Here is a 21,745-nt window from a genome sequence, read left to right on the forward strand (position 1 = left end):
GGCGCGGGGCAACTGCGATCCCGGGGGCAGTTCAGGTCGGCTTGAGGCGGGTGAAGATGACGAGGTTGTAGGCCACGACCGAGGACCAGGCGTAGGTCTTGAAGTGATCGAGGCCGCGCCAAGTGCAACGCGCCAAACCGTAAGCACGCTTGAGGCATGAAATGCCGGCCTCGATGCCGGCGCGGAAGTTGCGCAGCTTGCGATAGACCCACTTGCTTCTGACCATGTCCTCGATCCTCAGGCCAGCTTTCTTGTGGAAGGCCATGTCGCAAACACCCCACGCTTTCGCCGTGGCCAGGTTGGCGCGAGTGGCGAAGCCACCGTCGGCGGCCGCCTGCCGTGGTGCCTGACCATAGAGGGCGATGTGGCGCAAAAGCATCGGCAGCAAGCGGTCGCTGTCGGCTGGGTTGCCTGCTTCGATCATCAGATCGAGGATCATGCCGCTCCTGCCGGTGGTGAGGTTGAGCTTGTGGCCGTATTCGGTATCGCGGCTGCCTTTGACGATGATATCGGCATGCTCTTCGAACAGGCTGACCAACTTCTCGTCGGCGGGCACCGGCTCGCCGGCCAACACCCGCCGCTCGCTCTGTCTGATGATCCGTTCGACCAGCGGCCGATAATGGCGAACCTGGATCTGCCACAGGGCTATGGACGGTGTGCTCGCCACGGCCAAACGCTCGCTCGCCTGCTCCAGATAGGCCAAGGTCGCACGGGTGATTGCGATCAGCTCGCGGTAGAGTTGGACCCGGTTGGGTCGACCGCGCGTGAACTGGATTTTGCGAGCCCGCTTCTTGGCTGCGCGGCAGTGATCGCGCCATGCCATGCTGGTGCCGCCAATCAAGACATCAGCTCGCTTCAGAAGGCGCACCATGACCCGCACGGCATCCCCAAAGCAGGCTGCTGTCACTCGGCTCGTGCATGAGTGCCGAGGTCACGGTGCTGTCCAGCCGCACCACCGCGCCGTCTTCGAGCTTTGCCTGTCGAGCGCTCGACAGCAGTACCCGATTGATCTCTTCCCAGGTCTCGGGCCGGATCGCGCTGATCGTCTTTTGCAGCGCCGACTTCTGGGGGCTCCATGACAATGATAGGCGGGCAAAGGCGCGAAACGAGGCAGAGTCCTCAAGATGGAACGTCAGCTCCTGATAGCTCAACTGCCGGTATTGCTTGAGAAGCGCGCAACGCAGCACCGCTTCAGCAGGCAGGCCTTGCCGTCCAGTAGCCTTGACACCGAGCCGGACCAAATCGCGCGCCACCAAGCCAAGCAGATCGCGATGCTCGTCCAGCCAGCGCGACATTGCCTCCAGTTCGCGTCCGATCTCGTGCGTGGAGAAAACATCGAATATACTCGCTTGGACGGTGCGTTCTTGGCGCATTGTCGGCTCCGGCGGTGGCAGGACTTTGGAATCAGCGGCATGATCCAAGATACCTGAAACCGCCGGGCCTTGCTCGCGCAAAGCTACGGTTCACTCAATAGAATCAATCACTTGCTGTTTATGGACGGAAACTAGTCTAGGGGCAGATCTTCCTGGAGCAGTGCAGGTCTTGCCAAGCGGCGGCCCAATTGACGCTCCCAGTCAACGCTTGATCGACGGAACCAAGGCCCGCTTCTCGCTGGCTGGTGTGCAAATGAAGCTTTCATTAGTCAAAGATGAAATGGATGCCGGGAGCCTTATGCTGCCGACGAACGGGGAACAGGGTCAATACATAGCAAAATTTCCACCGGCGGCGATTCCGAGTGTTTTGGAGAACGAGTTCGCGAACCTCGCGCTGGCAGAAGCGATCGGCATGGATGTTCCTGAACGCGAGCTGATTGAGATATCCGATCTTGAAGGCGTACCAAGGGAACTCAGGCCAAAATCTGAAGGCAAGGCTCTCCTAGTCAAGCGTTTCGATCGAGGCACCGAGGGTCAGAAGATACACATCGAGGATTTCGCCTAAAGTGTTCGGCGTGTACCCCTCACGCAAATATGAGGGCGCTGCCTATCACGAGATTGCAGCCGTCTTGAACGCTAATGTGTCGTTTGCCGCGGCTCTAGAGTTCGTTCGCCGACTGGCTCTCGCCGCCCTGACCGGCAACGGCGACATGCATTTGAAGAACTGGTCACTGATCTATGCCGGAAATGGAAATACGCCGGAGTTCGCTCCAATCTACGACGTGCTGTCGACCATCCCGTATATCCCAACCGACAGTATGGCTCTTGCAATAGGAGGGGAGCGAGCCTTTCGGGGCCTGACGGCACGGCGATGGAAAAGCATTCGCACGGCGCGCGAGGCTTCCCGAACCAGCGGTTCTCAAGGCAGTGGTCCAAACGGTCGCACAGGTCAACGAGGAATGGTGGCGTCTGCCTGAGCGCGAACTGTTGCCTGCGAAGGTGCTTGGAGTGCATCGACAAACACATTAGGGCAATGACGCCGGTCCTAACCACCTGTGCCGAGAGTTCTTAGGTACGAACTCAGCCATTGTTTTGCGGCGTCTGGACCGGACGCCATCAAACTGAGAGTTTCATTGTGGGAAGGGTCGTAGAGATGCCGCTGAAAGAACAGGACGTCGTTGACGCGATTGAGGTTTGGCTAAGGGCAAACGGCTTTCGGGGTGAGAGCCTTAAAGGCCGGGTCTCAACCTGTTGCTTTGTACGTTTTCGACTCTTGATTTCTCCAGAGGGCGCGCCACAGAAAAGCTGATTGAGGTTCTGTCTCTCTGGGAGGATGGATGGACATTCCGCAATGGTCGCTTTCACGGAAACAATGTCGCCCGGTTGAGAGCCCAAGAGGGCCTCGCGAACCAACTCCTTGGCCGTTTGCCGCGCAGGCCAAAAAGTTCTTTGGAACGTCGGTCCAATCGACATATTCGTGGTTCTCGGCATAGGCCGCGATGAGCTTGCGGCAAGCAAGGGCGGCAAGCCGAGCGTTTGGTGGAAAAAGGACGCCGGCCGCGCGGGAGAGAGGCGCGACCGGCAAGCGGCTGACGATTATTCAGCCGCTGGGACGCGGTGCATCTTCATTGGACGATCCGTGAGCGCGGCCTTACCTTCATGAGACCGACTGCCAGCTGGTCGCCATGATCTTTGATTGTGCCCTCAAATGAAGCTGCCGTCCAATGACCTTAGGTGCCGTCCTTGATCGTGGAGGATGAGAGCATCCGTTACCCTCCGGCACACGCAGACCGGCTTGGACAGGCTCTTGAGGTGAACATGACGAAATGGTTCGAGCCGACCGGCGACAGCTATTTCTCGCATATCAACCGCCAGAGCATCGAGGCCGTCATTCGTGAGGCGAAGGGCGATCAGGCCGCGCTTGCCATCAAGGGAGCGGGCAAGAAGTTGGAAGCCGTCGGCATTGCAGAGCGGATGGTCGTTGATAGCGGTTGGCTTCCGGAGCCTGTGAGGATTTCCGTTCGTACCGCCGATACAGAGCGCGACGCCGCCAGTTTCCAGGACGCGCTTACCATGGCGCTCCAAGCCTTTGGCCTTCCTGGAACGTTCACCGAGCGCGTCCAAGAGGCGCAACTCGACTGCCGCTAATGCGATCGGGGTCGGGATCGACCGGCCCGATCCGCATTGAGGGGAGGCCCGTTCCCCCTCCCCTCAAACTCCCCTTCCCGCCCACAAAAAGGCACCGGCTTGGATACCCCGCTGCTTTGCTGCCGTTCATATATCCAAGACGGCATAACGGATAGAGCCCACCGGAGAGCTGCTGAGTATGAAACACGTCAAAACACTCGGAATTTGGTTTGATTGCTACCGGTGGAAGTCCAAATTGTTGCGCCAATTTGGCTATTCAGGCTATCGTTCTGCAGATGACCCGAAATCAATGATTCCCGGGCCACCCAACTTAGCGCTTACCACGGAGAAATAGACCGACCAGAAAAAGAAAAACCGCCCCGAAACGAATCCCGGAAGCGGTTTGCAGTGAAAAATAAGCCAAAATCTTTCTCGCAAACCTCCCTTCCCCTGTCAACCTGAAAACCACCGTTTCGGTGAACGGGATTGCCTTGCCTGGTTCTCCAACAAAAAGGAGACGAGAATGGGAGAAGCTGTGCCACTGAAGCGGCCGATCAGTCGAAGAGTGACGCCACAACGCACCGAATACCGGCGACTGTCAGCGTCAGCCGAGCTGGGATCGGTGACACCGGGCAGCTTGCCGTGCTCGCGCACAACCTGCCCTGCACGGGCTTGATTAACGCTAGCGAAAGCCATCTTCTGGTCACGTTGATCAACACGGCATCGCCTGAGGCCTTTGACAAAGGCGGGCGGCCGATCGTCTTCAAGTCCAACCAGCAGCTCGCCTTCGAGATCAATCGCTCGGTCGGACGTGTCAGTCGCATGCTATCGAACCTCTTCGACGCCGGGCTCGTCACCATGCAGGACAGCGGCAATTACAAGCGCTATCCGCACCGCCACGCCGACGGCCTGATTGTCGACGGTTGCGGCATCGACATGCGCATTCTGATTGTTCGTTACCGCGAGCTCGATGGGCTGGTACGGCAGGCGAAAGCCGAGAAAGCTGCCGCAAGCGCAGCACTTCGCCGCTATCGTGGGGCGCTGCGCAGTCTCCGGTACGCTTTGGCAACTGCCACCGGACTTTCAGAGCGCGCCCGATCCCGGCTCGAGGCGCGACTTGAGCGGGTCGTTGCGGTTGTCGGTATTGCCGCAAAGGCGTCGAGCGCAGTTTTGCGCCGCGCTACGACGTTGTTCGAATGGCTCATCGAACGAGCCCTGCGGCTTTGCCGCCGTTCGGAATCTGTGTTGGAGACAGAAAATTCGGCATGCGCGAATGCCGAAAACGACATGCATAGACAGATTACAACCCCTGATCCCATTGTGAACAGTAGCAAGAATCGGCGTTCGGCTGCCGCCGAACAACTCAATCTGTTAGAGGCTGGCTCCGCCAGCCAATGGACTTATGAAAAAAGCCTGGGGCGAGGTTCTCGCCTAGTCAACCAATCGAAGCACCCACCTCAGGCTGTTGTGGCGTTACAGGATGTCTTGCGGGCGGTACCAGCACTAAACACCTACGGGTTCGCCCTGCCCCGAACCTGGGCCGATCTGGTACGGATCGTGCCGCAAATGTGCCTCGTCACCGGGATTTCAGACGATGCGCGCCGCCGCGCCGTCGGCCAGATGGGCGAGCAGCAAGCGGCCGTCGCAATCGCGGTGACGCTGCAGAAGGTCGACCGGCAGGAAGTTACCTCGCCGGGCGGCTATTTGCGCGCCATGACAGAGCGTGCGGCCGCCGGCGAGCTTCATCTTGCCCGGTCAGTGTTCGGGCTCTTGGCGCGCAACATGACGGAGGCGTTGAATTGAGGTTCCGAGCGGCATTGGCGGCTGCGGTCGCGATAGTTGGGCATCGGCGTCGGCGCAGCCGCGGCCGATCCGGCAATCTGGTCTGGCACTGTCCGGGTGATCGACGGGGACACGATCAGCGTACGCCAGCAGCGCATCCGGATCGCGGCGATCGACGCTTGCGAGCTTGGCTAGACAGGCCTTCGCAATGGCAAGGTCTGGCAATGTGGCATTGAAGGCCGGGCCTTTCTTCGGCGAATGATCGATGGGAAACACCTCATCGACCGCGATCAGTACCGCCGCCTGGTGGGGCACTGCTTCTACAAGGAAACCGATGTCGGGCTGGCGATGGTCCGCGCCGGGCTTGCCGAGTCGATGCTTCGATATCTGCCGTCGTCCCATCCGATCCACCTGGTCGAGTATGGCGAGGCCGAGAACAGCGCCCGAGACCGAAGGCTTGGGCTCTGGTCGGCGGAGATCGAAAAGTCCGCATCTCTACCGGCGCGCTAAAAAGCCTCCGGCGCATTGACCTGTCATATATCCAAATTGGCGCCATGAATTGGCAGAAGCGGTGAAGCGATTTGCTTCTCGATTCTTGCGTTAAGCGTACGAGCCCGTTGTAATGGCGGAAATTGTGAATAGAATAAGGTCACTTCTTGCCACTGCAGGCCGTCACCGATCCGGAGGCGGATAGCCAATGATGTTCATCCCTCGCCCTCCATGGCGGTTGCTTTGACGCTCGTTCGCACGTCGACGCGGTTTGCGCAAATCCGGACTCCGCAAAAATTTCCCCGCCTGCGGCTTCCTCGCGCAGCAAATTTTTCCGGCCTCCGGCTTCCTCCGCTCTCGCTTCGGCCTGCGGTGCGCACCGCTTTCCGCCGTGCCCGTGAACAATCGTCGCAACCACCAAAGAGGAGTGACTGACATGACCACCACCAACTTCATCCAGTTCGACACCGACGACCTGGACGCCGCCAAGGGCAACGGCCTTATCTCCACCATCGATCGCGACCTGGATATCCACGTTGTCCCGTTCGACTCGAGCAACGAGAAAGCCCCGACGCACCGCGTCTATGCTAAGTCACCGCGGGGCTACGACATCGAGGTCGGCGGCATCTGGAAGAAGACCAGCGAGGCGAAAAAGCCCTACTACACGCTTTCGATCAAGCGCCTCGGTTTCAACGCCAATCTTGGCCGCTTCCCCGGCCAGGACGATCCTACCCTGCAGGCGATCATCGAATGGGAACCCCGCGATTGATCGACGCGATGCGCCCGGCCCTGAGCCGGGCGCATCCCTTCACAGGTCGATAAATGCCGCAAACCGCTCGATTTTCGGCGGTTTTTCTGCTAGTGTTTTTTGCCATTGGAGATCTGTTGATGAACGTTCATTCGACCCGTCCGGACCGCTCGGCGGAGGCCGTTGCCCGGCGTCGCAAAGCGACGGATCAGGCTCGCGCGGCCAATATCCGGCAGGGCTACACCCACGATCCGGTGCTGGAGGAAGCGACGGCGGCCTATGTCGCGGGCGACATCACCCGCGAAGAGTATCGCCTGCGTGTCGTGCGGCCAGCGAAACGGGCATAGCCGAACACCAACTGTCAAAGGCGAAAGGCCGCCTGCCCTACGCAGGCGGTTTTTTGTTGGCCCTGCCGATGTCCGAGAGCCCTGCCAAAGGTTCCTATTTCTACCCGAACACGTCGGACGATCCCGATCGTGCTGATGTGCTGCGCAACAGATTCGGCATCGAGACTCATTCCGAACTCCGCATCGAAGAATACCGCGCCACGGCTTTCCGCATGGCGGAAATTGCCGAAGGCGACGGCCCGCAAGGGCAATTCGACAAGACGCACCTGAAAGCCATCCACAGCCACATCTTTCAGGACGTCTACGAATGGGCCGGGCACACCCGCAACGAAAGCCCGATCGTGGACGGGCAGCGTGTGGAGCCGATCGGTGGCCTCTCCAAAGGCGGCACCGCATTCCTGCACGGCTCCCGCATCGAGATGGGGCTCGACGAGGCGTTGAAGCCTATCCGTGATCCCGATGTCTTGCGCGATTCAACGCCAAAGCAGTTCGCCGAGCGTGCGGGCCAGGTCATGGCCGAGCTCAATTATGTACATCCCTTTCGCGAGGGCAACGGTCGCACCCAGGAGGCGTTCATTGCCGAGCTTGGCCGTCACTACGGTCATGAGGTCGATTTCACGATCATCTCCAAGCCGCGCATGATAGAGGCGTCGATCGAAACCACGAACGACCCGTCAAGCGCTGCCATGAAACATGTGCTCGAGGATGCGGTAGACCCAAACCGCCGCGAAGCCCTTCGCGCCGCATATTCCGATCTCGAGGCGCGCGGCGAAGATCCGTTTGAGTACAACATTCGCACAGCCCGCGCAGGCGAAGAAGTGACCGGCCAGGTGCTCGGGCACGACGACCGTGTCGCCAGCATCGTCTCGGACGAACGGATCATCGCCGTCGATCGCGCGGACCTCCCGGAGCGACCGCCCGATGATGAAGCGGAAATCACCTTCACCGCCCGATCCGACTTTTCCCGCCTTGGCCGTGAGCTACAGGCCATCGAGGCGCCCGTGCAGGCCGAAAGAGCCGAAGCGACCCTGCAAGGCACGCCGGCTGCCGAGCTGGCCATCAAGACGGATATCGCGGCGCAGCGAGCGCGTGAGCGCGATAGCGATGACCGCGAACGGTGACAGCGTCCGTAGGCGGCAAGTTGCTCAGCGGCCGTAGTTGACCGCCGCCGCGTTCGATGCGGCCGGCCGTCTCCATCCGTTGGGTGATTTGACGGACAAGGTACGACAGCCCCTCCCCCATGCAACCGCTGGCGCGGTCCTCCTCTCCGTTGCGGCCCTACGGGTGCATGGGCTCGATTCGGCTATCTCCGGTCTTTGCCGTCAACCAACGGATGGAGACGGTCATGCAGAGCATCAAGGACACCTACCAGCGCATCACGGACACCATTGTCGAGCAGCTTGAAGCCGGTACCAAGCCGTGGATCCGCCCCTGGCGCGGCAATGCCCGCCGCAACGCGATCATTCCGCGGCGCGCTACCGGCGAAGCCTACCGCGGAATCAACGTCATCATGCTGTGGGTCGCGGGCCAGACGTTCGGCTACGAGGAAAATACGTGGATGACCTACCGGCAGGCCCAGGACTTCGGCGGTCAGGTCCGCAAGGGCGAAAAAGGAACCCTTGTCGTCAAGTACGGAACGTTCACTCCGAAGGATCACGAAGACGACGAAGACCGCGCGATTCCATATCTGAAGGGCTATACCGTCTTCAATATTGAGCAGATCGAGAACATGCCGGATCGGTTCTTCATCCCGGCCGACGCACCGCCGGGCAATCCCGTTCCGCACATCGAGGCCGTCGAAAGCTTCGTCCAGGACACCGGCGCAAGCGTCAGCTACGGCGGCACGAAAGCTTGCTACCGACCCAGCACCGACGACATCCTCATGCCGGACCGCACGCGTTTCGATAGCGAGGTGCACCTTTACTCGACTTTGCTGCACGAGGTTTCGCATTGGTCCGGCGCAAAGCATCGCCTGGACCGCGATCTGACGGGCAGGTTCGGCAGTGAAGGCTACGCCGTCGAGGAGCTCGTTGCGGAGCTCGCGGCATCATTCCTATGTGCCGACCTGGGCGTGGCGCATGATCCGCGTGACAACACAGCCGCCTATCTGGCGAACTGGCTCGCTGTCCTTAAGAATGACAAGAGGGCCATCATCACGGCCGCTGCCAAAGCGCAGGCCGTCGCTGAGTATCTCACCGCCCTGCAGCCGGGCGCCGCACAGGGAACCGCCTAGTCTTGCAGAGGCAAGCAGTTAACCAGAGCGGCCCCGATGAGGGCCGTCGAGGGCTTGAACCCAGTTGATTTTTGACAGCCGTGCAGAATCAGCTTTTATCGTTGCAAACCAAGATGATAGCGCGCACTGCAGGGTCCCTGCCAGGAGAGCAGTTGCCAGTTTGTTTGGACTGGTCGGTGACTTAGGCGCTCACTCGCATGGTTCCCCCATTGTTTTTTTTGGACCGGAATGCCGTTAACCTTTCGTTAACGGAAAACTTGTTGCCGGAGCAAAAGAATCAGGCATTATTCACGCTTGCAAAGTGATTTGCGTGAGAAAAGCGTTATTCTGGATTCCGGAAAATATGAATTTGCTCCCTGACCACGATCTTGAGTTCGATTTTGACGAGATGATCCTCAAACAGGGGGAGCTTATCTCGGACAAACTGAATTTGCTTCGCTTCGAGCAGTATCCGCCGGACGCCACAAAAGGGCTACGGCAATTCACGCTCGCCGAGGTCGCGGAATATCTCGGGGTCACCCAGAACCACATCAAGAAGCTGCATTTGGAGGGCAAGGGGCCGATCCCGGCGACGACGCCTTCAGGCAGGCGGACGTATACTGCCGACCAGATGCTGGAGCTTCGGCAGTTCCTAGACAAACACGGACGGGCTGACTTCAAGCGCTATGTGCCGTACCGACGGGCCGGGGAGCCAATGCAGGTCTTAGCCGTCGTGAATTTCAAGGGTGGCTCGGGCAAGACAACGACTGCGGCGCATCTGGCGCAGTACCTCGCGCTCACTGGGCATCGGGTGCTCGCCATCGATCTCGATCCCCAGGCATCGCTTTCGGCGTTGCACGGCATCCAGCCCGAGCTCGACAAGAACCCGTCACTGTATGAGGCTTTGAGGTATGACGGAGAACGCAAGCCGATCTCCGAAATCATCCAGCAGACGAATTTTCCGGGACTTGATATCGTGCCCGCAAACCTTGAGCTGCAGGAATACGAGTATGAAACTCCGCTGGCCGCTTCGAACAAGAACTCGCCAGAAGGCCGAATGTTCTTCACACGCATAACGACGGCTCTCAGGGAGGTGGACGATCGTTACGATGTGGTTGTCATCGATTGCCCGCCACAGCTCGGTTACCTCACCCTGACGGCCCTGACGGCCTCGACTTCGGTCCTGATCACCGTTCATCCGCAGATGCTAGACATAATGTCGATGTCTCAGTTCCTGCTGATGCTCGGGAGTATATTGCAGTCGATCAAGGCCGCAGGGGCAGCCGTCAAGCTTAAGTGGTTCCGATATTTGGTCACGCGCTACGAGCCGACTGATGGCCCACAGGCACAAATGGTGGGCTTCATGCAGGCAATGTTCGCGCGCCACCTGCTCACGAACCAGATGCTGAAATCAACGGCAATCTCGGATGCGGGGATAACAAAGCAGACCCTCTATGAGGTCGAAAAGTCGCAGTTCATTCGTACGACATACGAGCGCGCGATGGAAAGCCTGAATGCCGTAAATTCCGAGATCACGGGCCTCATCCACAAGGCGTGGGGGCGCAGATGACGGAGAAATTGACAGCCGTGCAGATCACGGGTTTCACACGCGAATTCAATGAATTGCGCTTGGATTCCGGAGATAGCTGATGGCTCGGAAAAACCTGCTCGCAAGCGTCACTGCCTCGATAGCACCCGTCAGGGACTCGGAAGGCAGGGCCGAATATGCGAAGCGCGGGGCTTCGCGCTCGATGATGCAGTCTCTCGACGAAATGGCCGAGAATTCCATGCGGTTGCTCGACGGCGAGACAGTTGTGAGCCTCGATCCCGCGTTGGTCACCGCGTCATTTGTTTCCGACCGCATCGAGGAAAGTGACGAAGAGTATCGCGAGCTGCGAGAGGCAATCCGGACGTCTGGGCAAGCGTCACCCATTCTTGTGCGGCCGCATCCCGAGATCTCCGGCCACTATATGATTGTTTTCGGGCATCGGCGGGCAAAAGTCGCGCGCGACCTGGGGATCAGTGTCCGAGCCGTGGTCAAGCCTATGGCCGATATTGCTCATGTAATCACCCAGGGACAGGAGAACACGGCACGGGCGGACTTGTCATTTATCGAGAAAGCCTTGTTCGCCAAGAAGCTGGCGGACAGCGGAATGACAAAGGATACCCTCAAGGCTGCGCTGACCGTGGACGACACGTTGTTGTCGCGGATGCTGTCGGTCGCCGAGACGGTTCCTGATGCGGTTCTCGACGCCGTCGGAGCCGCCAAGGGTGTCGGGCGCGATCGTTGGGAGGATCTCAAGAAACTCGTTCGGGTGCCGGCGAACGCTGCAAAGGCAGTGGAGTTTGTCACCTCTGACGGGTTTGGCGCCGCGCAATCCGACGAGAGGTTCAATCTTCTTCTTAATTTCCTGAGCGTTTCGAAGAAGCCCAAAAAGGGTGGAGGGGATGCCAAGGCCAAAATCTGGGCCCCTCCCGACAAGTCGGTCACGGTTGTCGCAAAAGGTACTGGAAAGGCGTTCTCATTGGCACTGAGGGCCAAGGACGGACCGCGTTTCGGTGGATGGATCTCGGAAAATCTTGAGCAGCTCTACCGAGCGTTCAGGGATTCGGAGAAGACAACAACAGGAGACTGAAACCGCAAAAGAAAAAGGCCCCCGAACGTCACCGTAGCGGAAGCCCTTCTCGTATCTAGACAATCCGAGAATCTCATTTCCGCGAATCAGTGTCAAGAGTTTTAAGCGTCGATTCGGCGGACGGATTTCTTTTGCCTAATTGAAGGCGAAGGAAGAAATGGAGACGGGAATTGCAACGACGCCCTTTGGGCGGCGGCCGATGTCGCTTGCCATGCTGGCAGCGCAAAACGAGTCACGTGAGATCCCCAAGGGCAGGATCGTCGAGAAGTGGCAGATCTACCGCAACCTCTGCGAGGGCAAGAGCATCGTCGGCATCGGCGATCGCGCTCTAGCCGTCCTGAATGCGTTGCTATCATTCTATCCTGACAGCGGGCTGAGTGAGGAAAACGGCCTCATCGTGTTTCCCTCGAACGCACAGCTGTCCCTTAGAGCTCATGGGATGCCCGAGCCCACAGTCAGACGGCACCTGGCGGCTCTTGTTGATTGCGGGCTGATCATCCGTCGGGATAGCCCGAACGGCAAGCGTTACGCGCGCAAGGGCAGGGGAGGGGAGATCGAGGAAGCATTTGGCTTCTCCCTGGCGCCGCTGCTGGCCCGTGCCTGCGAGTTCGAGGCGGCGGCCGAGCGTGTTCGCGCCGACAACAGGGCGCTCCGGCTTATGAGGGAACGCATCACGCTGCACCGCCGGGATATCCAAAAGCTGGTCGAGGCGGCCGTTGAGGGAGACGTGCCGGGCGACTGGGGAGGGCTGTGGAGGCGTTTCCGCGCTGTTGTGGAGGCAATTCCGCGCCGTGCTTGCATTGCCGAACTCGAACCTATCGTGGCAGATCTGGCCGCGTTGCACGAGGAAGTGGATAACCTGCTGGAAATCCACATGGAATCCATTAATTCAAGCGGCAATGACTCCCAAAGCGAGCGGCAGCAATCTGATTCAAATACCGACTCTATTTTTGAATTTGAACCTGCTTTGGAAAAAAGCGGGGCGGCGGCCGAGCCACTAACGAGAAATGCAGAGCCCCCGAAAACCTATCCGTTGGGGCTAGTGCTAAAGGCCTGCCCCGAAATAGCCGATTACGCCGTTGAGGGGATCGGCAACTGGCGTGATCTCATGATAACCGCCGCCCAGGTGCGGGGATATCTGGGTGTCTCGCCGTCAGCGTATGAGGATGCCTGCCATGTCATGGGTCAGGAGATCGCGGCGGTGGTGATTGCCTGCATTCTGCAAAGGGCGCAGCATATCAATTCGGCGGGCGGCTATCTGCGCGTGCTGACCGATAAGGCTAGGGCAGGGGAGTTTTCGGTCGGACCGATGCTGATGGCGGCGTTGCGAGCGAACGGCGTGACAGCAAAGATGACGGGGTAACCGTTGGCGGATCGGTTCGCGCTGATGCGGGGCTTGCATGGCGCATCATGTGAGGCTATATTTTGCCTCAAATGGAATGGAGAGTGAAATGCTAGCGTTCGGAAATGTCGCCGACGTGTTGGGGCTGCCCGCCAAAGAGGTGGCGGCGCGGTCGCCTTTCGGGCTGATCTCCCGGATCGAGAATGGACTTCCCATCGGGGCACTTGAGCGTGTTGCGCATCTTCTGGCACCTGGCGATGCTCAGTTCAAATACCGGCTGATCCCCAAGGCGACCTATGAGCGGCGCAAGACGGTACATCGTCTCTCGTCCGACGAGGGCACACGATTGGCCCGCGTGGCGCGCGTCTGGGGTCTTGCTGTCGATGTCTGGCAGAACGACGAGGAAGCGCGCGATTTCTTGTTTCGGCCGCACCCGATGATCGAGGACAAGCGACCGATCGATGTCGTTATCCTGAGCGAGTTCGGCGCCGAAATGGTGGTCGATATTCTCGGAGGTCTGAAGTACGGCAGTGCTGCGTGACGGCGCAGATTCTCGATCGCACGCTATCGTCCTTTCGCATCGGCGATCCGGCGGGCACCTACCCGATCTTCGACGCGACCGGCTCGACAATCGCGCCAGGGCGATGGAACACGCCCGGAAGTCCTATCATCTACACCAGCGAGCACTATTCGACGGCCCTGTTGGAAAAGCTGGTGCATGGCAGCGGCCGACTGCCGCCCAACCAGCACTACATCGAAATCACAATCCCGCGCGGACTGAGCTACGAGGTCTTTTCCCAGCCGTCACTGCCCGGCTGGGACACGATGCCGGCGACGGTGAGCAAGGGATTTGGCGAAACCTGGTGTTTAGAACGGCGCAGCGTCATCCTGCTCGTGCCGAGTGTTGTGGCGCGTCTCGATTGCAATGTGCTGATCAACCCGGCGCATCCGGAGTTTTCAACGATCCAGACAAGTCTGCACCAGCCCGTCTACTGGGACCGGCGGCTGTTTGGCGCGTAACGGGGAGGGCTTTCTGTCAACCCCGAGGCCTTGGTGAGATTGACGCGGAACCGATCACGTCGGCGCTGGTATTTGCGCGTCATCGCGGCCGACGAGGCAAGCCCGGCGCGCAGCGAATGGCCGGAGAACTTTTGGCCCCGTTCGCCTTCCGACAGGCCGCCTGCACCGGTGGCAAGCGCGGCTTCCTTGGAATCAAGTGTCCTACAGCTGACACCGCAAGCTGTGATGTGTCGGATCGATCTGCGAATTTAGACGATTATCCGCGCCGCCCGCCCGAGCGTGCGTTCGGCATCATTGTAGTAGTTCGACGCCTGCTGCACCGAGCGATGCTGTGACTGCTGCATGGCTTCGGGCAGCGGAATGCCGCGGCGCGCGGTTTCGGTGAGATAGCCGGAGCGCAGGCCGTGGGCGGAAAACGCCGCCGGATCGAGGCCGGCCTCGGCGACGCGGCGCTTGAGGATCAGATTGACCGCCTGCGGCGTCAGCGCGCGGTTTTCGAGATTGCCCCAGCGATCGATGCCACGAAAGACAGCGCCTTCCGTGATCGCTGCCCGCTCGAGCCAATCTTTCAAGGCCAGCACCGGCCGGCCGACCAGCAGCACGAAGGCGTCGCTGTCGGCCTGCGTCGTTTTTGTCCGGCCGAGCCGGATCGACCGGCACGGGAGTTTGTCGCCGTCGGGAGCTTTGGGATCGGCCGGCACCGGGTCTTCTTCGATGATCTGCTCGATCCTGAGCGAAGCAATCTCGCTGCGGCGGCGGCCGCCGGAGGCAAAGGCGGTGATAAGAAGAGCGCGGTCGCGCACGTCGACGAGACGGTCGCCGGCGCAGGCTTTTAGCAGCGCGGTCAAAATGTCGGCTGTCACCGCTTTCTTGCTCTTGCGGCCGCGCGGACGGGCGCTGGCGCGCACCGCTAGTTTCATGGCGCTCTGTAGCCCCGGCGCATTGAACTTTCCGCGCATACCGCGCCATTTGGTCAAGGTCGACCAGCTCGACAGCCGCCGGCGCACGGTGGATGGCGCGTGCGGTCCGTCGCTGCGCAAAAGCGCTTGCGATTTCAGCGCCGTCGCAACGTCGGCCGGCATGCCGTGCGCCAGATCGGTTTCGCGTTTGGCAAAATCCCATAGGTGGTGCGCGACGAATTTGATCAGCATTGCTTCCGGCGCCGGCCACGGCAGCGGCTGTCCGGTCGCGGCAAAAGACCAGGCCTCGAGGTAGCCGAGGTCGGAGGCGAGTGCCCGCAGGGAATTCTCGCCGATGCCTTCTTTGGCCAGGTGACGCAGGGTTGCGACGTCGTCGTCGGTCAAAAGGCCGGCCAGAAAGTCGCGGCGGTCGAAGGGCAGCACGGAGTCGAGTGCGTCGAGGGCTTCGGCGCGCCGCACCACGAGTTCGGTGCTTTGGCGGCCGCCGGCGCGGCCAGGTTTTTTTGGCATCAAGGCGTGTTCCAGGCGAATTCTGCGGCCATTGCGGCCGTGCTTGGCGCCGAGTCTAGCGCCTTTGCGGCGTCAAATCCATCACTATCGATAAGAGGTCATTATCGATAGTCATATTTCTCACCAGCATCATCGCCTGTAACAGAAGCGAGTAGGAAGATAGCTTCCGTTACGCGAATCGGCTACAACAGAATCAATGGCTTACGATCTTTCGAAATTGGCCTTGAACACCCTGTTGGGGCCGCTCGCCCGCGCCGAAGACCTTTTGGCGCGGCTCGACGAGCGCGTGCACAAAAGCCCGGTCCGCGACGGTTTTGTCGAGCGCCAGCATTTCGCTGACGCAGCGGCCGCGCTCTGGCTCGAGGGCGAGCTCGTGCACATCGAAGACCTCGTCCTGCACGACGCCCACATGGACATCCGCGCGCCGACCCACGAACTCACCCGGGCGCACGCCGTGCTGCGCGCTCGCCGCCGCATCCTTTTGCACCCACCCGACTGGGCGCTTTGTCGCGTTGGCATTTTGGCGTTGCGCGGCCGCGAAGGGCAGGGCGGGCGCGACGGGGCGAGTCCGGGACGGACTGGCGCCGAACCCGCGACGGCGGCCGCCGGGGCGGACGAAACCGCCGGCGAAAGCTTTGCTCAAGACACCGGCCAGAAGGACGCTCTGGCCGAGGAACTGGCCGAGATCGATGCCGTGCTGGCCCGCTCCAGCCGGCTGCTGGCGGGCGAAAATTTCGCGCCGCGCGCCGCGGACAGCCCGGACGTCGACACGGCAGGGCAGGGGGTGACAGCGCGGGAGGCCTTGCCGAACAGTCTCGGGCCGTTGATCCGCGACCTCGACTGGGACGAGGACCAGCGGCTGGCCGACTGGCTGGCCATGATCGACAAGCTGCGCGGCGAGACGATGCCGGCCGTCCTGGCCGCGGCGGTCGCCTGGGAGACGTGGCAGGACATCGAACCGCTGCAGCACCAGCATTGGCTCGGCACGCTTCTGGTGGCCGCGCTGCTCAGGCAGAGCGGCAAGGTCGGCTCGCATCTTTTTGCTCTTAATTCGGGGCTGCGCCTGATTGCCAGGGAACGGCGCAAAGCTCCGGACCGAACGACCCGGCTGCTGGCCGGCCTCGACGCTTTCGCTGAGGCGGCATCGGCCGGGCTGAAGGAACTCGACCGGCTGACACTGGCTAAAGGCCAGATGGAACGCCGGCTGAGGAAGCGGCGCAAAAACTCAAGCCTGCCGAGATTGATCGAACTCGTCCTGGCGCGGCCGGTGGTGTCGGCCGGACTGGTCGCGGCCGAGCTGAAGGTCACGCAACGCGCCGCGCTCGGCCTCGTCGCCGAACTCGGCATCCGCGAGGTGACCGGCCGGGGACGCTACAGGGCGTGGGGAGTCGTGTGACGAAAGAACGTGCAGTTTGTTCCGCGCTGCTGTGCGTGAAACCTTTGTTATTTGTGCATGTCGGCAAGCCGTCATGCTTGCAGACAGCCCCGCATACGGGAATTATTTCCCCTGCAGATCAGGGAATCGGATCTCCAAAGGCGCCTTGCGGCGCGTGACTCCGGAGAGCCTGACAGAGCTGTCTTCCTTAATGGCCAGGGTCCGAAAAGGATCAGGAAAAATCTTGACGACAGTCTCGTAGCCCTGTTCGAGACCGCCAATAACAGCCAGAAAGAACTTGCCGTTCTGTTTTAGCGCCTGATCGGCCTCATTGGCCGTCAAAGTTACATCATCAGGCACAGAGCCATAGAACGCCTTGATTTCAAAATAGCGCATGAGCTTGTCTCGCGCATCCGCTCCAACTCCGCGAAGGTGCCGGTAATCCCTCAACTTGGCTGCTTCGCCGTTGATGGCAAGCTGCAAAACGTCGAGCGCCAAATCTTCTTTTTGTTTTGGCGAATATGCAAGCGGAGAGGCAGCTGGGGCTGGTCCGTTTCCCACTCCCGGTATCTTGTTGCTGGTCGTTTCTCGCAGCAGCCCCCTTCGCCGTCCTTCGCTGCGGAACGGTGCTTGTCCTTCCGAAAGAGCGACGGTCTTTTCGTCTAGCTGCTGGACTGTCTTCAGTCGCCGCACCGCCTGAGGAGGTACGTCGTCCAGCGTAGGCATATTGCGATCAGATTTGGTCGAAATTCGGTTCTTTCGCACACGAGGTGCGGCGCCCTTGGCTTGTTGGAACAAATCCTCAAGAGAGCTTGTGTCGGCGGCGTCCTCCTCAATTCCGATGGTGGCCACCTCTCCTTTTGCAGCCTTTGACCAGCAGTGGGACCACGCGAGGGAGAGTTTCATTCGATCCCCTCGCTGGAACAACGACGCGATGACGAGTCCGGCTTCATCATCGCCGATCACGTTCGTATCCGCGAAATAAAAGGTCAGCGGGTCCCGCGAAATATGAGCGCGCGCGGTAATTACGATCGGCGCCACGCCCATTCCGGGAAGCTCAAGCTGGAGATTCGGATCGATGGCGACGCGGGCTCTCGCAAAGGAGTCCCATGGAACTGAATTTGCATGGGTCAGCTCCCTGTCATGACGGGCGACCCACTCCATCAACAGGCGGACTGCATTCCTGACTTGCGCTTCGACGGCTGCTCCTTTCAGATTTGCATTTTGGCCAACGCTGGGGATGAACGACTCTGTTGGTATTGCGGTCACTAATCGCACTGACCAGCCCCGGCACGCCTTCGAGACCTATGGGCGAACGCCACACCGGGAGATGTCGGGAAAGGGCCTCGGCCACTCCAGGTATGTTACAAACATAGATCGGTCGCCTTGTTGCCCAGCTTCTCCCTGTCCAAAGCGGCAACCTGGAGAGTGTAAGTCGTTCAATCCGGGACGCCTCAGCCAGGTGCGCTTCGAGATATGCATAGGTTTCAACGAGAATTTGCTGATCTGGCTCGGTTTCGCGAGAGGCGGCGATCTCTTCGAGTATCTCGACGCAGTCCGTTACCGAGGGCGGCTTAATGCGAAGAACTCGCCAGAGCGCGGCAGCCGGAGATCTGGCGGGAACGAACGGGCGCATCGCGCCGAACACAGATGGCCCCAAAAAGACCCGCGCTGGCGGCAGCCACTGCCCATGGAGGAATATCAAACCCTGTCGGTTGCGTTGCGCACCAAAGCGAGCGCGCAGCTGTTTGACCGTGATGTCTCCGACCAGATCATCTGGACCAGGATCGCGCTTGTTGCAGGCTGCGGCAATTGCAGCGTAACGCAGATCAAACTGATGCTGGGGAAGTGCCTCGTCCGAATCCCGGAAGGACTCTAGTTGATCGAGTAACTGAGTTACCTGCGGGTCCGTTTCAACCCGAAGCGCCGACACGACCGGAGACGAGGCGCTGGAGGAGTCTAGCTCGCGCGCAAACCGGCTGGAGTCATCACCAAAGATGGCTTCAGTTGCGGGGGTGCGGACGGCGAGCTCGCGTGGGGCTTGCGGCTTGCCGGCCTCGCTGGTGAGCCACGAAATATCCATGGCATGGGCGATCCAGGTGGCGGGAATGGTTCCTGCGATCGTCCAGGTGTAATCGGAGTAGACGGCCGACGCGCTGACGCGGCCTGAATACAAACGGCCCCATTCGCGGTCCAGAGTTGACAATAATGCACGGGCTCGGACGCTCCGATTCCTGCCTTTTCGCTCCGCCGCGATGTCGTTCACGACAGCTAGGAGCGCCGGAGAAACCCAGTCGTCCTTAAGGTGCGTGGCATGGCGACTAAGGTTTTGCAGCGCTTGCCGCTGACTGTCTGAAAGTTCCGACCAAATGATTCTGTGCGCGGGATCGCCGTAGCGTTCTTCCACTCGGCCCGGCCCAAACAGACGCGGAGCCACTTCCGCGCCCAGAAGACGAAAGAAGGCGCGCGACGCAAGCCATTGTTTCGACTTCCGGTCGTCCCGTTCCTGCCCCTTTCGCTGAAGGAGCTTCTCGTAGCGCGGATGAATCCAGAATATGCCGGGGGTCTCGGCCGCAGCCTTGCTCCAGCCGTCAGCCCTGTCCTCGATTGAGGCAGGAAGATATGCAACGGACGGCCTTCCAACCTCCTGTTGTTTGCTGCGTTCTCGCCAGGACTGCACCTCGACGGCGATGACGCGGCCAATCCTCGGGCCGATGCGGACCGCCATTTCACTAGGCACTCTCTCGAACAGATTACGCAGTTCAAGGAGCTCCGGGTCCCTGAACTGGAGTACAGCACCGCCGCGGTCTACTGCCGCGATCACCTCCAGCGTTTTCTCTGCTTCAGGTGAATCGACGAGGTGTTCCTGCTGCTCAAGCCATTTCCGCACGGCTTCGGCGGGGGGCCAGCGGGAAAGATAGACCGGGTGCAGCGCGCGGGCCAAGCCAAGGCGGCTGACAAGCGCATTAGTTGCTCGCGAGGAGAGAAGCAGCTCTCCATCCTCTTCAGCTACCGGAGGGACAATGCGAGCGCCATCGTCAGTTACAATGCATCGAACCCGGCCAAGGAGCGCCTCTTCACCTTCCTTGATTGCCACATGAGCCAGTCGGATGAACCAACGCACATCGCGATGAGAGAGGTCTTCGTCCTGCCAGTCGAAAAGGCTGATCGACTCAGCGACGTCGATAGCTGAACGTTCATCCAGTTCAGCGAGGACCGATCGCCATCTCCGTTCCGGGTCGCGGCACGAATCCGGAAGTAGTACGCAATTCGGCCGAAGCCCTGTTGCTTCTCCCTGTCCGATTATTCCGGTCAAGGCGCTATCCTCGAAAACGATCTCGCGCAGTTTGCGCTCGGCGCCTTCAACTTGGATCACCGCGCTCCTTTTCACCTTCTGTCGAATCGTATCCGTCAGTTCCAGGAACCGGTCCGAAAGCCATCGCTCGCTTGCCGCTACGGCTTCATGGCGAAGGGGAACGGCCTTCCAGGCTTCGGCGGGTTGCGTTCGAAACAAATAAACCGCCAACGCTGCGGCGAACTCACCGAGGCGAGCGAACAGCCACTCATTTAGCTTCTCGCGCTGAACGGATCGCCGGGCCGTATCCACATCGAATTGCGCATGGAGACTGAACGGAAGCCGGTTGGCTTCGCCAATAGGCAGACCAGCATAGAGCCACCCCTCTTCATCAGGTGAAGCGGGCAATGCGACGGAAAGCGGCGTAGTCTCGCCTATCGCCTTGTAACGTCGTTGCAGTCCGCGCGGAGCCTTCTTGTGAATGTCGTAACGAGACCAAGAGCGGCCTGTGGCGGGCTCTTTCAGGATTGTGCGGCAGCAAGGTTCGTTGACGCCGGACAATCTTAAATTCTGCTCGATCGCCGCCACATGGATTTCGTGATGCGCAAAGACCTTCTTGCGTTCCAGATCGAGTAGCTTCAAGTGCCGCACCGTATCGAGGAACAGCAGGGACTGCGCTCCTTTCTCGATAAACCAATTTCTGAACTCATCGAGCTGGAATCCTGGCAATAAATCCAGCTCCAATAAGGTTTGGTTGGATCGACTGTCGTATAATCCAGGAATGGAATTTCTGGGCTTGGCGCGTTCGACCTGGCTCCCCTGAATCACGAAGTGATACGGCTGGCAGTGCACCGTCAGTCTGCGGCCAAGGCGTCCTAGCGTCTTCAGTCCGATTCCAAATCTTCCCTTGCTGAATGGGTCATTCCGCTTAGTGGATATGAAGGCTAGCGTCATGGCGATTACATGCTCAAGATGAACACGTTCACCATCGTGCACCACCAAAAGCTTCTGCCGACCCCCGGTGCCTTGGACCGCGGCACGGACCTCGCTCGCCCCCAGGTCATCTGCATTCTGTACGACCTCAATGAGACCGTGAAAGGATTCCACATTTAGCTGTTCGGCACTGACTTGCGCGCCGTCGAGGACTTGCCTCAGGACGCCGGGAGTGCCGTGTTGAAGGTGCTCAAGTTCCTCCAGTGCGGCATCTGCGAAATCGCGGGTCAACGGGTCCTCCACCGGACCTGCATTAAGCCCCAGGCTCCAGAGCCTACGGGCTGCGCCCCGGCCCATGTCGGAATGCGTAGCTACGGTCCTGATTTCCCCTGCAAGCACGTTCTGCTCCTCCCAGCACCTGTTTACCGTGGTTTGTCCGCTGCGTTCCAGTTTTCTCCGAGAATTTTGGAATCGTGAAGCTCTCGATAAACGACACGGTCGGCGAGAACTTCAGCTTCGGCGGGCGTCGCCATTTGACTGGGGAGATCTGCCGCCGGTCATCGATGAAAGCGAACGCCCTCGAGCTGATTCCGTTTGAGGCGATGCGCAAACTTTTTCTGCCCTAGGCGGACGATC

15 protein-coding genes and 5 pseudogenes are annotated in these 21,745 nt (G+C 60.0%); 15 read left to right on the forward strand and 5 right to left on the reverse strand.

The window, feature by feature from the left end:
• Positions 1-31: 31 nt before the first annotated feature.
• A pseudogene (locus tag JT360_RS19500) lies at positions 32-1,373 on the reverse strand (ISNCY family transposase).
• Between the two features lie 133 nt (positions 1,374-1,506).
• On the opposite strand from JT360_RS19500, the pseudogene JT360_RS19505 reads away from it, so the two are divergent.
• From JT360_RS19505 to JT360_RS19565, 13 genes and pseudogenes are all read left to right on the forward strand, one after another.
• Positions 1,507-2,445, forward strand: a pseudogene (locus JT360_RS19505) (type II toxin-antitoxin system HipA family toxin); the annotation flags it as partial.
• 746 nt (positions 2,446-3,191) lie between these two features.
• Positions 3,192-3,521: a hypothetical protein gene (locus JT360_RS19510; protein ID WP_214473369.1), complete on the forward strand. Its 330-nt coding sequence runs from the start codon at positions 3,192-3,194 to the stop codon at positions 3,519-3,521.
• A gap of 502 nt (positions 3,522-4,023) precedes the next feature.
• Positions 4,024-5,303, forward strand: a pseudogene (repC, locus tag JT360_RS19515) (plasmid replication protein RepC).
• Positions 5,304-5,339: 36 nt separating this feature from the next.
• Positions 5,340-5,811: pseudogene (locus JT360_RS34240) on the forward strand (thermonuclease family protein).
• A gap of 396 nt (positions 5,812-6,207) precedes the next feature.
• Positions 6,208-6,540 carry a DUF736 family protein gene (locus tag JT360_RS19525; RefSeq protein ID WP_214473370.1) on the forward strand — a complete coding sequence of 111 codons (333 nt, stop codon included), beginning with the start codon at positions 6,208-6,210 and terminating at the stop codon, positions 6,538-6,540.
• A 119-nt stretch (positions 6,541-6,659) separates the two neighbouring features.
• Positions 6,660-6,866 (forward strand): antitoxin VbhA family protein, encoded by a 207-nt coding sequence (locus JT360_RS19530; protein WP_214473371.1) that lies wholly within the window; start codon positions 6,660-6,662, stop codon positions 6,864-6,866.
• Between the two features lie 68 nt (positions 6,867-6,934).
• A complete protein-coding gene (locus tag JT360_RS19535) occupies positions 6,935-7,987 on the forward strand; it encodes a Fic/DOC family protein (protein ID WP_214473454.1) in 1,053 nt (350 codons plus the stop codon).
• A 224-nt stretch (positions 7,988-8,211) separates the two neighbouring features.
• Positions 8,212-9,099, forward strand: a complete 888-nt coding sequence (locus tag JT360_RS19540) for an ArdC family protein (protein WP_214473372.1) — start codon at positions 8,212-8,214, stop codon at positions 9,097-9,099.
• Between the two features lie 343 nt (positions 9,100-9,442).
• Positions 9,443-10,648: a plasmid partitioning protein RepA gene (gene repA / locus JT360_RS19545; RefSeq protein ID WP_214473373.1), complete on the forward strand. Its 1,206-nt coding sequence runs from the start codon at positions 9,443-9,445 to the stop codon at positions 10,646-10,648.
• Between the two features lie 79 nt (positions 10,649-10,727).
• Positions 10,728-11,714 carry a plasmid partitioning protein RepB gene (gene repB / locus JT360_RS19550; protein ID WP_214473374.1) on the forward strand — a complete coding sequence of 329 codons (987 nt, stop codon included), beginning with the start codon at positions 10,728-10,730 and terminating at the stop codon, positions 11,712-11,714.
• A 157-nt stretch (positions 11,715-11,871) separates the two neighbouring features.
• Positions 11,872-13,077 (forward strand): plasmid replication protein RepC, encoded by a 1,206-nt coding sequence (gene repC, locus JT360_RS19555; RefSeq protein WP_214473455.1) that lies wholly within the window; start codon positions 11,872-11,874, stop codon positions 13,075-13,077.
• Between the two features lie 88 nt (positions 13,078-13,165).
• On the forward strand, positions 13,166-13,597 hold the full coding sequence (locus JT360_RS19560) for an Xre family toxin-antitoxin system antitoxin (protein ID WP_214473375.1): 432 nt from the start codon (positions 13,166-13,168) through the stop codon (positions 13,595-13,597).
• Positions 13,594-14,076 carry an RES family NAD+ phosphorylase gene (locus JT360_RS19565; RefSeq protein WP_214473376.1) on the forward strand — a complete coding sequence of 161 codons (483 nt, stop codon included), beginning with the start codon at positions 13,594-13,596 and terminating at the stop codon, positions 14,074-14,076. Before JT360_RS19560 ends, JT360_RS19565 begins: the two co-directional genes overlap by 4 nt.
• Here the strand turns inward: JT360_RS19565 and JT360_RS33610 are convergent.
• Both JT360_RS33610 and JT360_RS19570 read right to left on the reverse strand, forming a co-directional pair.
• A pseudogene (locus JT360_RS33610) lies at positions 14,046-14,264 on the reverse strand (hypothetical protein); the annotation flags it as partial. The gene JT360_RS19565 and the pseudogene JT360_RS33610 sit on opposite strands and share 31 nt — an antisense overlap.
• A gap of 60 nt (positions 14,265-14,324) precedes the next feature.
• Positions 14,325-15,506, reverse strand: coding sequence for a site-specific integrase (locus JT360_RS19570; RefSeq protein WP_214473377.1), 1,182 nt, complete (start codon positions 15,504-15,506; stop codon positions 14,325-14,327).
• A 235-nt stretch (positions 15,507-15,741) separates the two neighbouring features.
• Between JT360_RS19570 and JT360_RS19575 the strand changes: the two genes are divergently transcribed.
• On the forward strand, positions 15,742-16,902 hold the full coding sequence (locus JT360_RS19575) for an RHE_PE00001 family protein (protein ID WP_352127863.1): 1,161 nt from the start codon (positions 15,742-15,744) through the stop codon (positions 16,900-16,902).
• Between the two features lie 102 nt (positions 16,903-17,004).
• Here the strand turns inward: JT360_RS19575 and JT360_RS19580 are convergent, their stop codons facing one another.
• Together JT360_RS19580 and JT360_RS19585 are read right to left on the reverse strand one after the other, a co-directional pair.
• Positions 17,005-18,048, reverse strand: a complete 1,044-nt coding sequence (locus JT360_RS19580; RefSeq protein ID WP_214473379.1) for a hypothetical protein — start codon at positions 18,046-18,048, stop codon at positions 17,005-17,007.
• Complete coding sequence (locus JT360_RS19585) at positions 18,023-21,400, reverse strand: sacsin N-terminal ATP-binding-like domain-containing protein (RefSeq protein WP_214473380.1); 3,378 nt, start codon at positions 21,398-21,400, stop codon at positions 18,023-18,025. Before JT360_RS19585 ends, JT360_RS19580 begins: the two co-directional genes overlap by 26 nt.
• A gap of 182 nt (positions 21,401-21,582) precedes the next feature.
• Between JT360_RS19585 and JT360_RS19590 the strand changes: the two genes are divergently transcribed.
• Complete coding sequence (locus JT360_RS19590; RefSeq protein ID WP_214473381.1) at positions 21,583-21,735, forward strand: hypothetical protein; 153 nt, start codon at positions 21,583-21,585, stop codon at positions 21,733-21,735.
• Positions 21,736-21,745 lie beyond the last annotated feature (10 nt).

Source organism: Mesorhizobium sp. dw_380 (assembly GCF_018588885.1).
In the GTDB taxonomy this organism is placed as follows: Bacteria; Pseudomonadota; Alphaproteobacteria; order Rhizobiales; family Rhizobiaceae; genus Mesorhizobium.

What these genes read in the sequence shown, in the direction of transcription:
- JT360_RS19525 (WP_214473370.1), top strand. Translation starts at nt 6,208, where the DNA reads ATGACCACCACCAACTTCATCCAGTTCGACACCGACGACCTGGACGCC.
- JT360_RS19510 (WP_214473369.1), top strand. Translation starts at nt 3,192, where the DNA reads ATGACGAAATGGTTCGAGCCGACCGGCGACAGCTATTTCTCGCATATC.
- repC (WP_214473455.1), top strand. Translation starts at nt 11,872, where the DNA reads ATGGAGACGGGAATTGCAACGACGCCCTTTGGGCGGCGGCCGATGTCG.
- JT360_RS19560 (WP_214473375.1), top strand. Translation starts at nt 13,166, where the DNA reads ATGCTAGCGTTCGGAAATGTCGCCGACGTGTTGGGGCTGCCCGCCAAA.
- JT360_RS19540 (WP_214473372.1), top strand. Translation starts at nt 8,212, where the DNA reads ATGCAGAGCATCAAGGACACCTACCAGCGCATCACGGACACCATTGTC.
- repB (WP_214473374.1), top strand. Translation starts at nt 10,728, where the DNA reads ATGGCTCGGAAAAACCTGCTCGCAAGCGTCACTGCCTCGATAGCACCC.
- JT360_RS19535 (WP_214473454.1), top strand. Translation starts at nt 6,935, where the DNA reads ATGTCCGAGAGCCCTGCCAAAGGTTCCTATTTCTACCCGAACACGTCG.
- JT360_RS19530 (WP_214473371.1), top strand. Translation starts at nt 6,660, where the DNA reads ATGAACGTTCATTCGACCCGTCCGGACCGCTCGGCGGAGGCCGTTGCC.
- repA (WP_214473373.1), top strand. Translation starts at nt 9,443, where the DNA reads ATGAATTTGCTCCCTGACCACGATCTTGAGTTCGATTTTGACGAGATG.
- JT360_RS19570 (WP_214473377.1), bottom strand. Translation starts at nt 15,506, where the DNA reads ATGCCAAAAAAACCTGGCCGCGCCGGCGGCCGCCAAAGCACCGAACTC.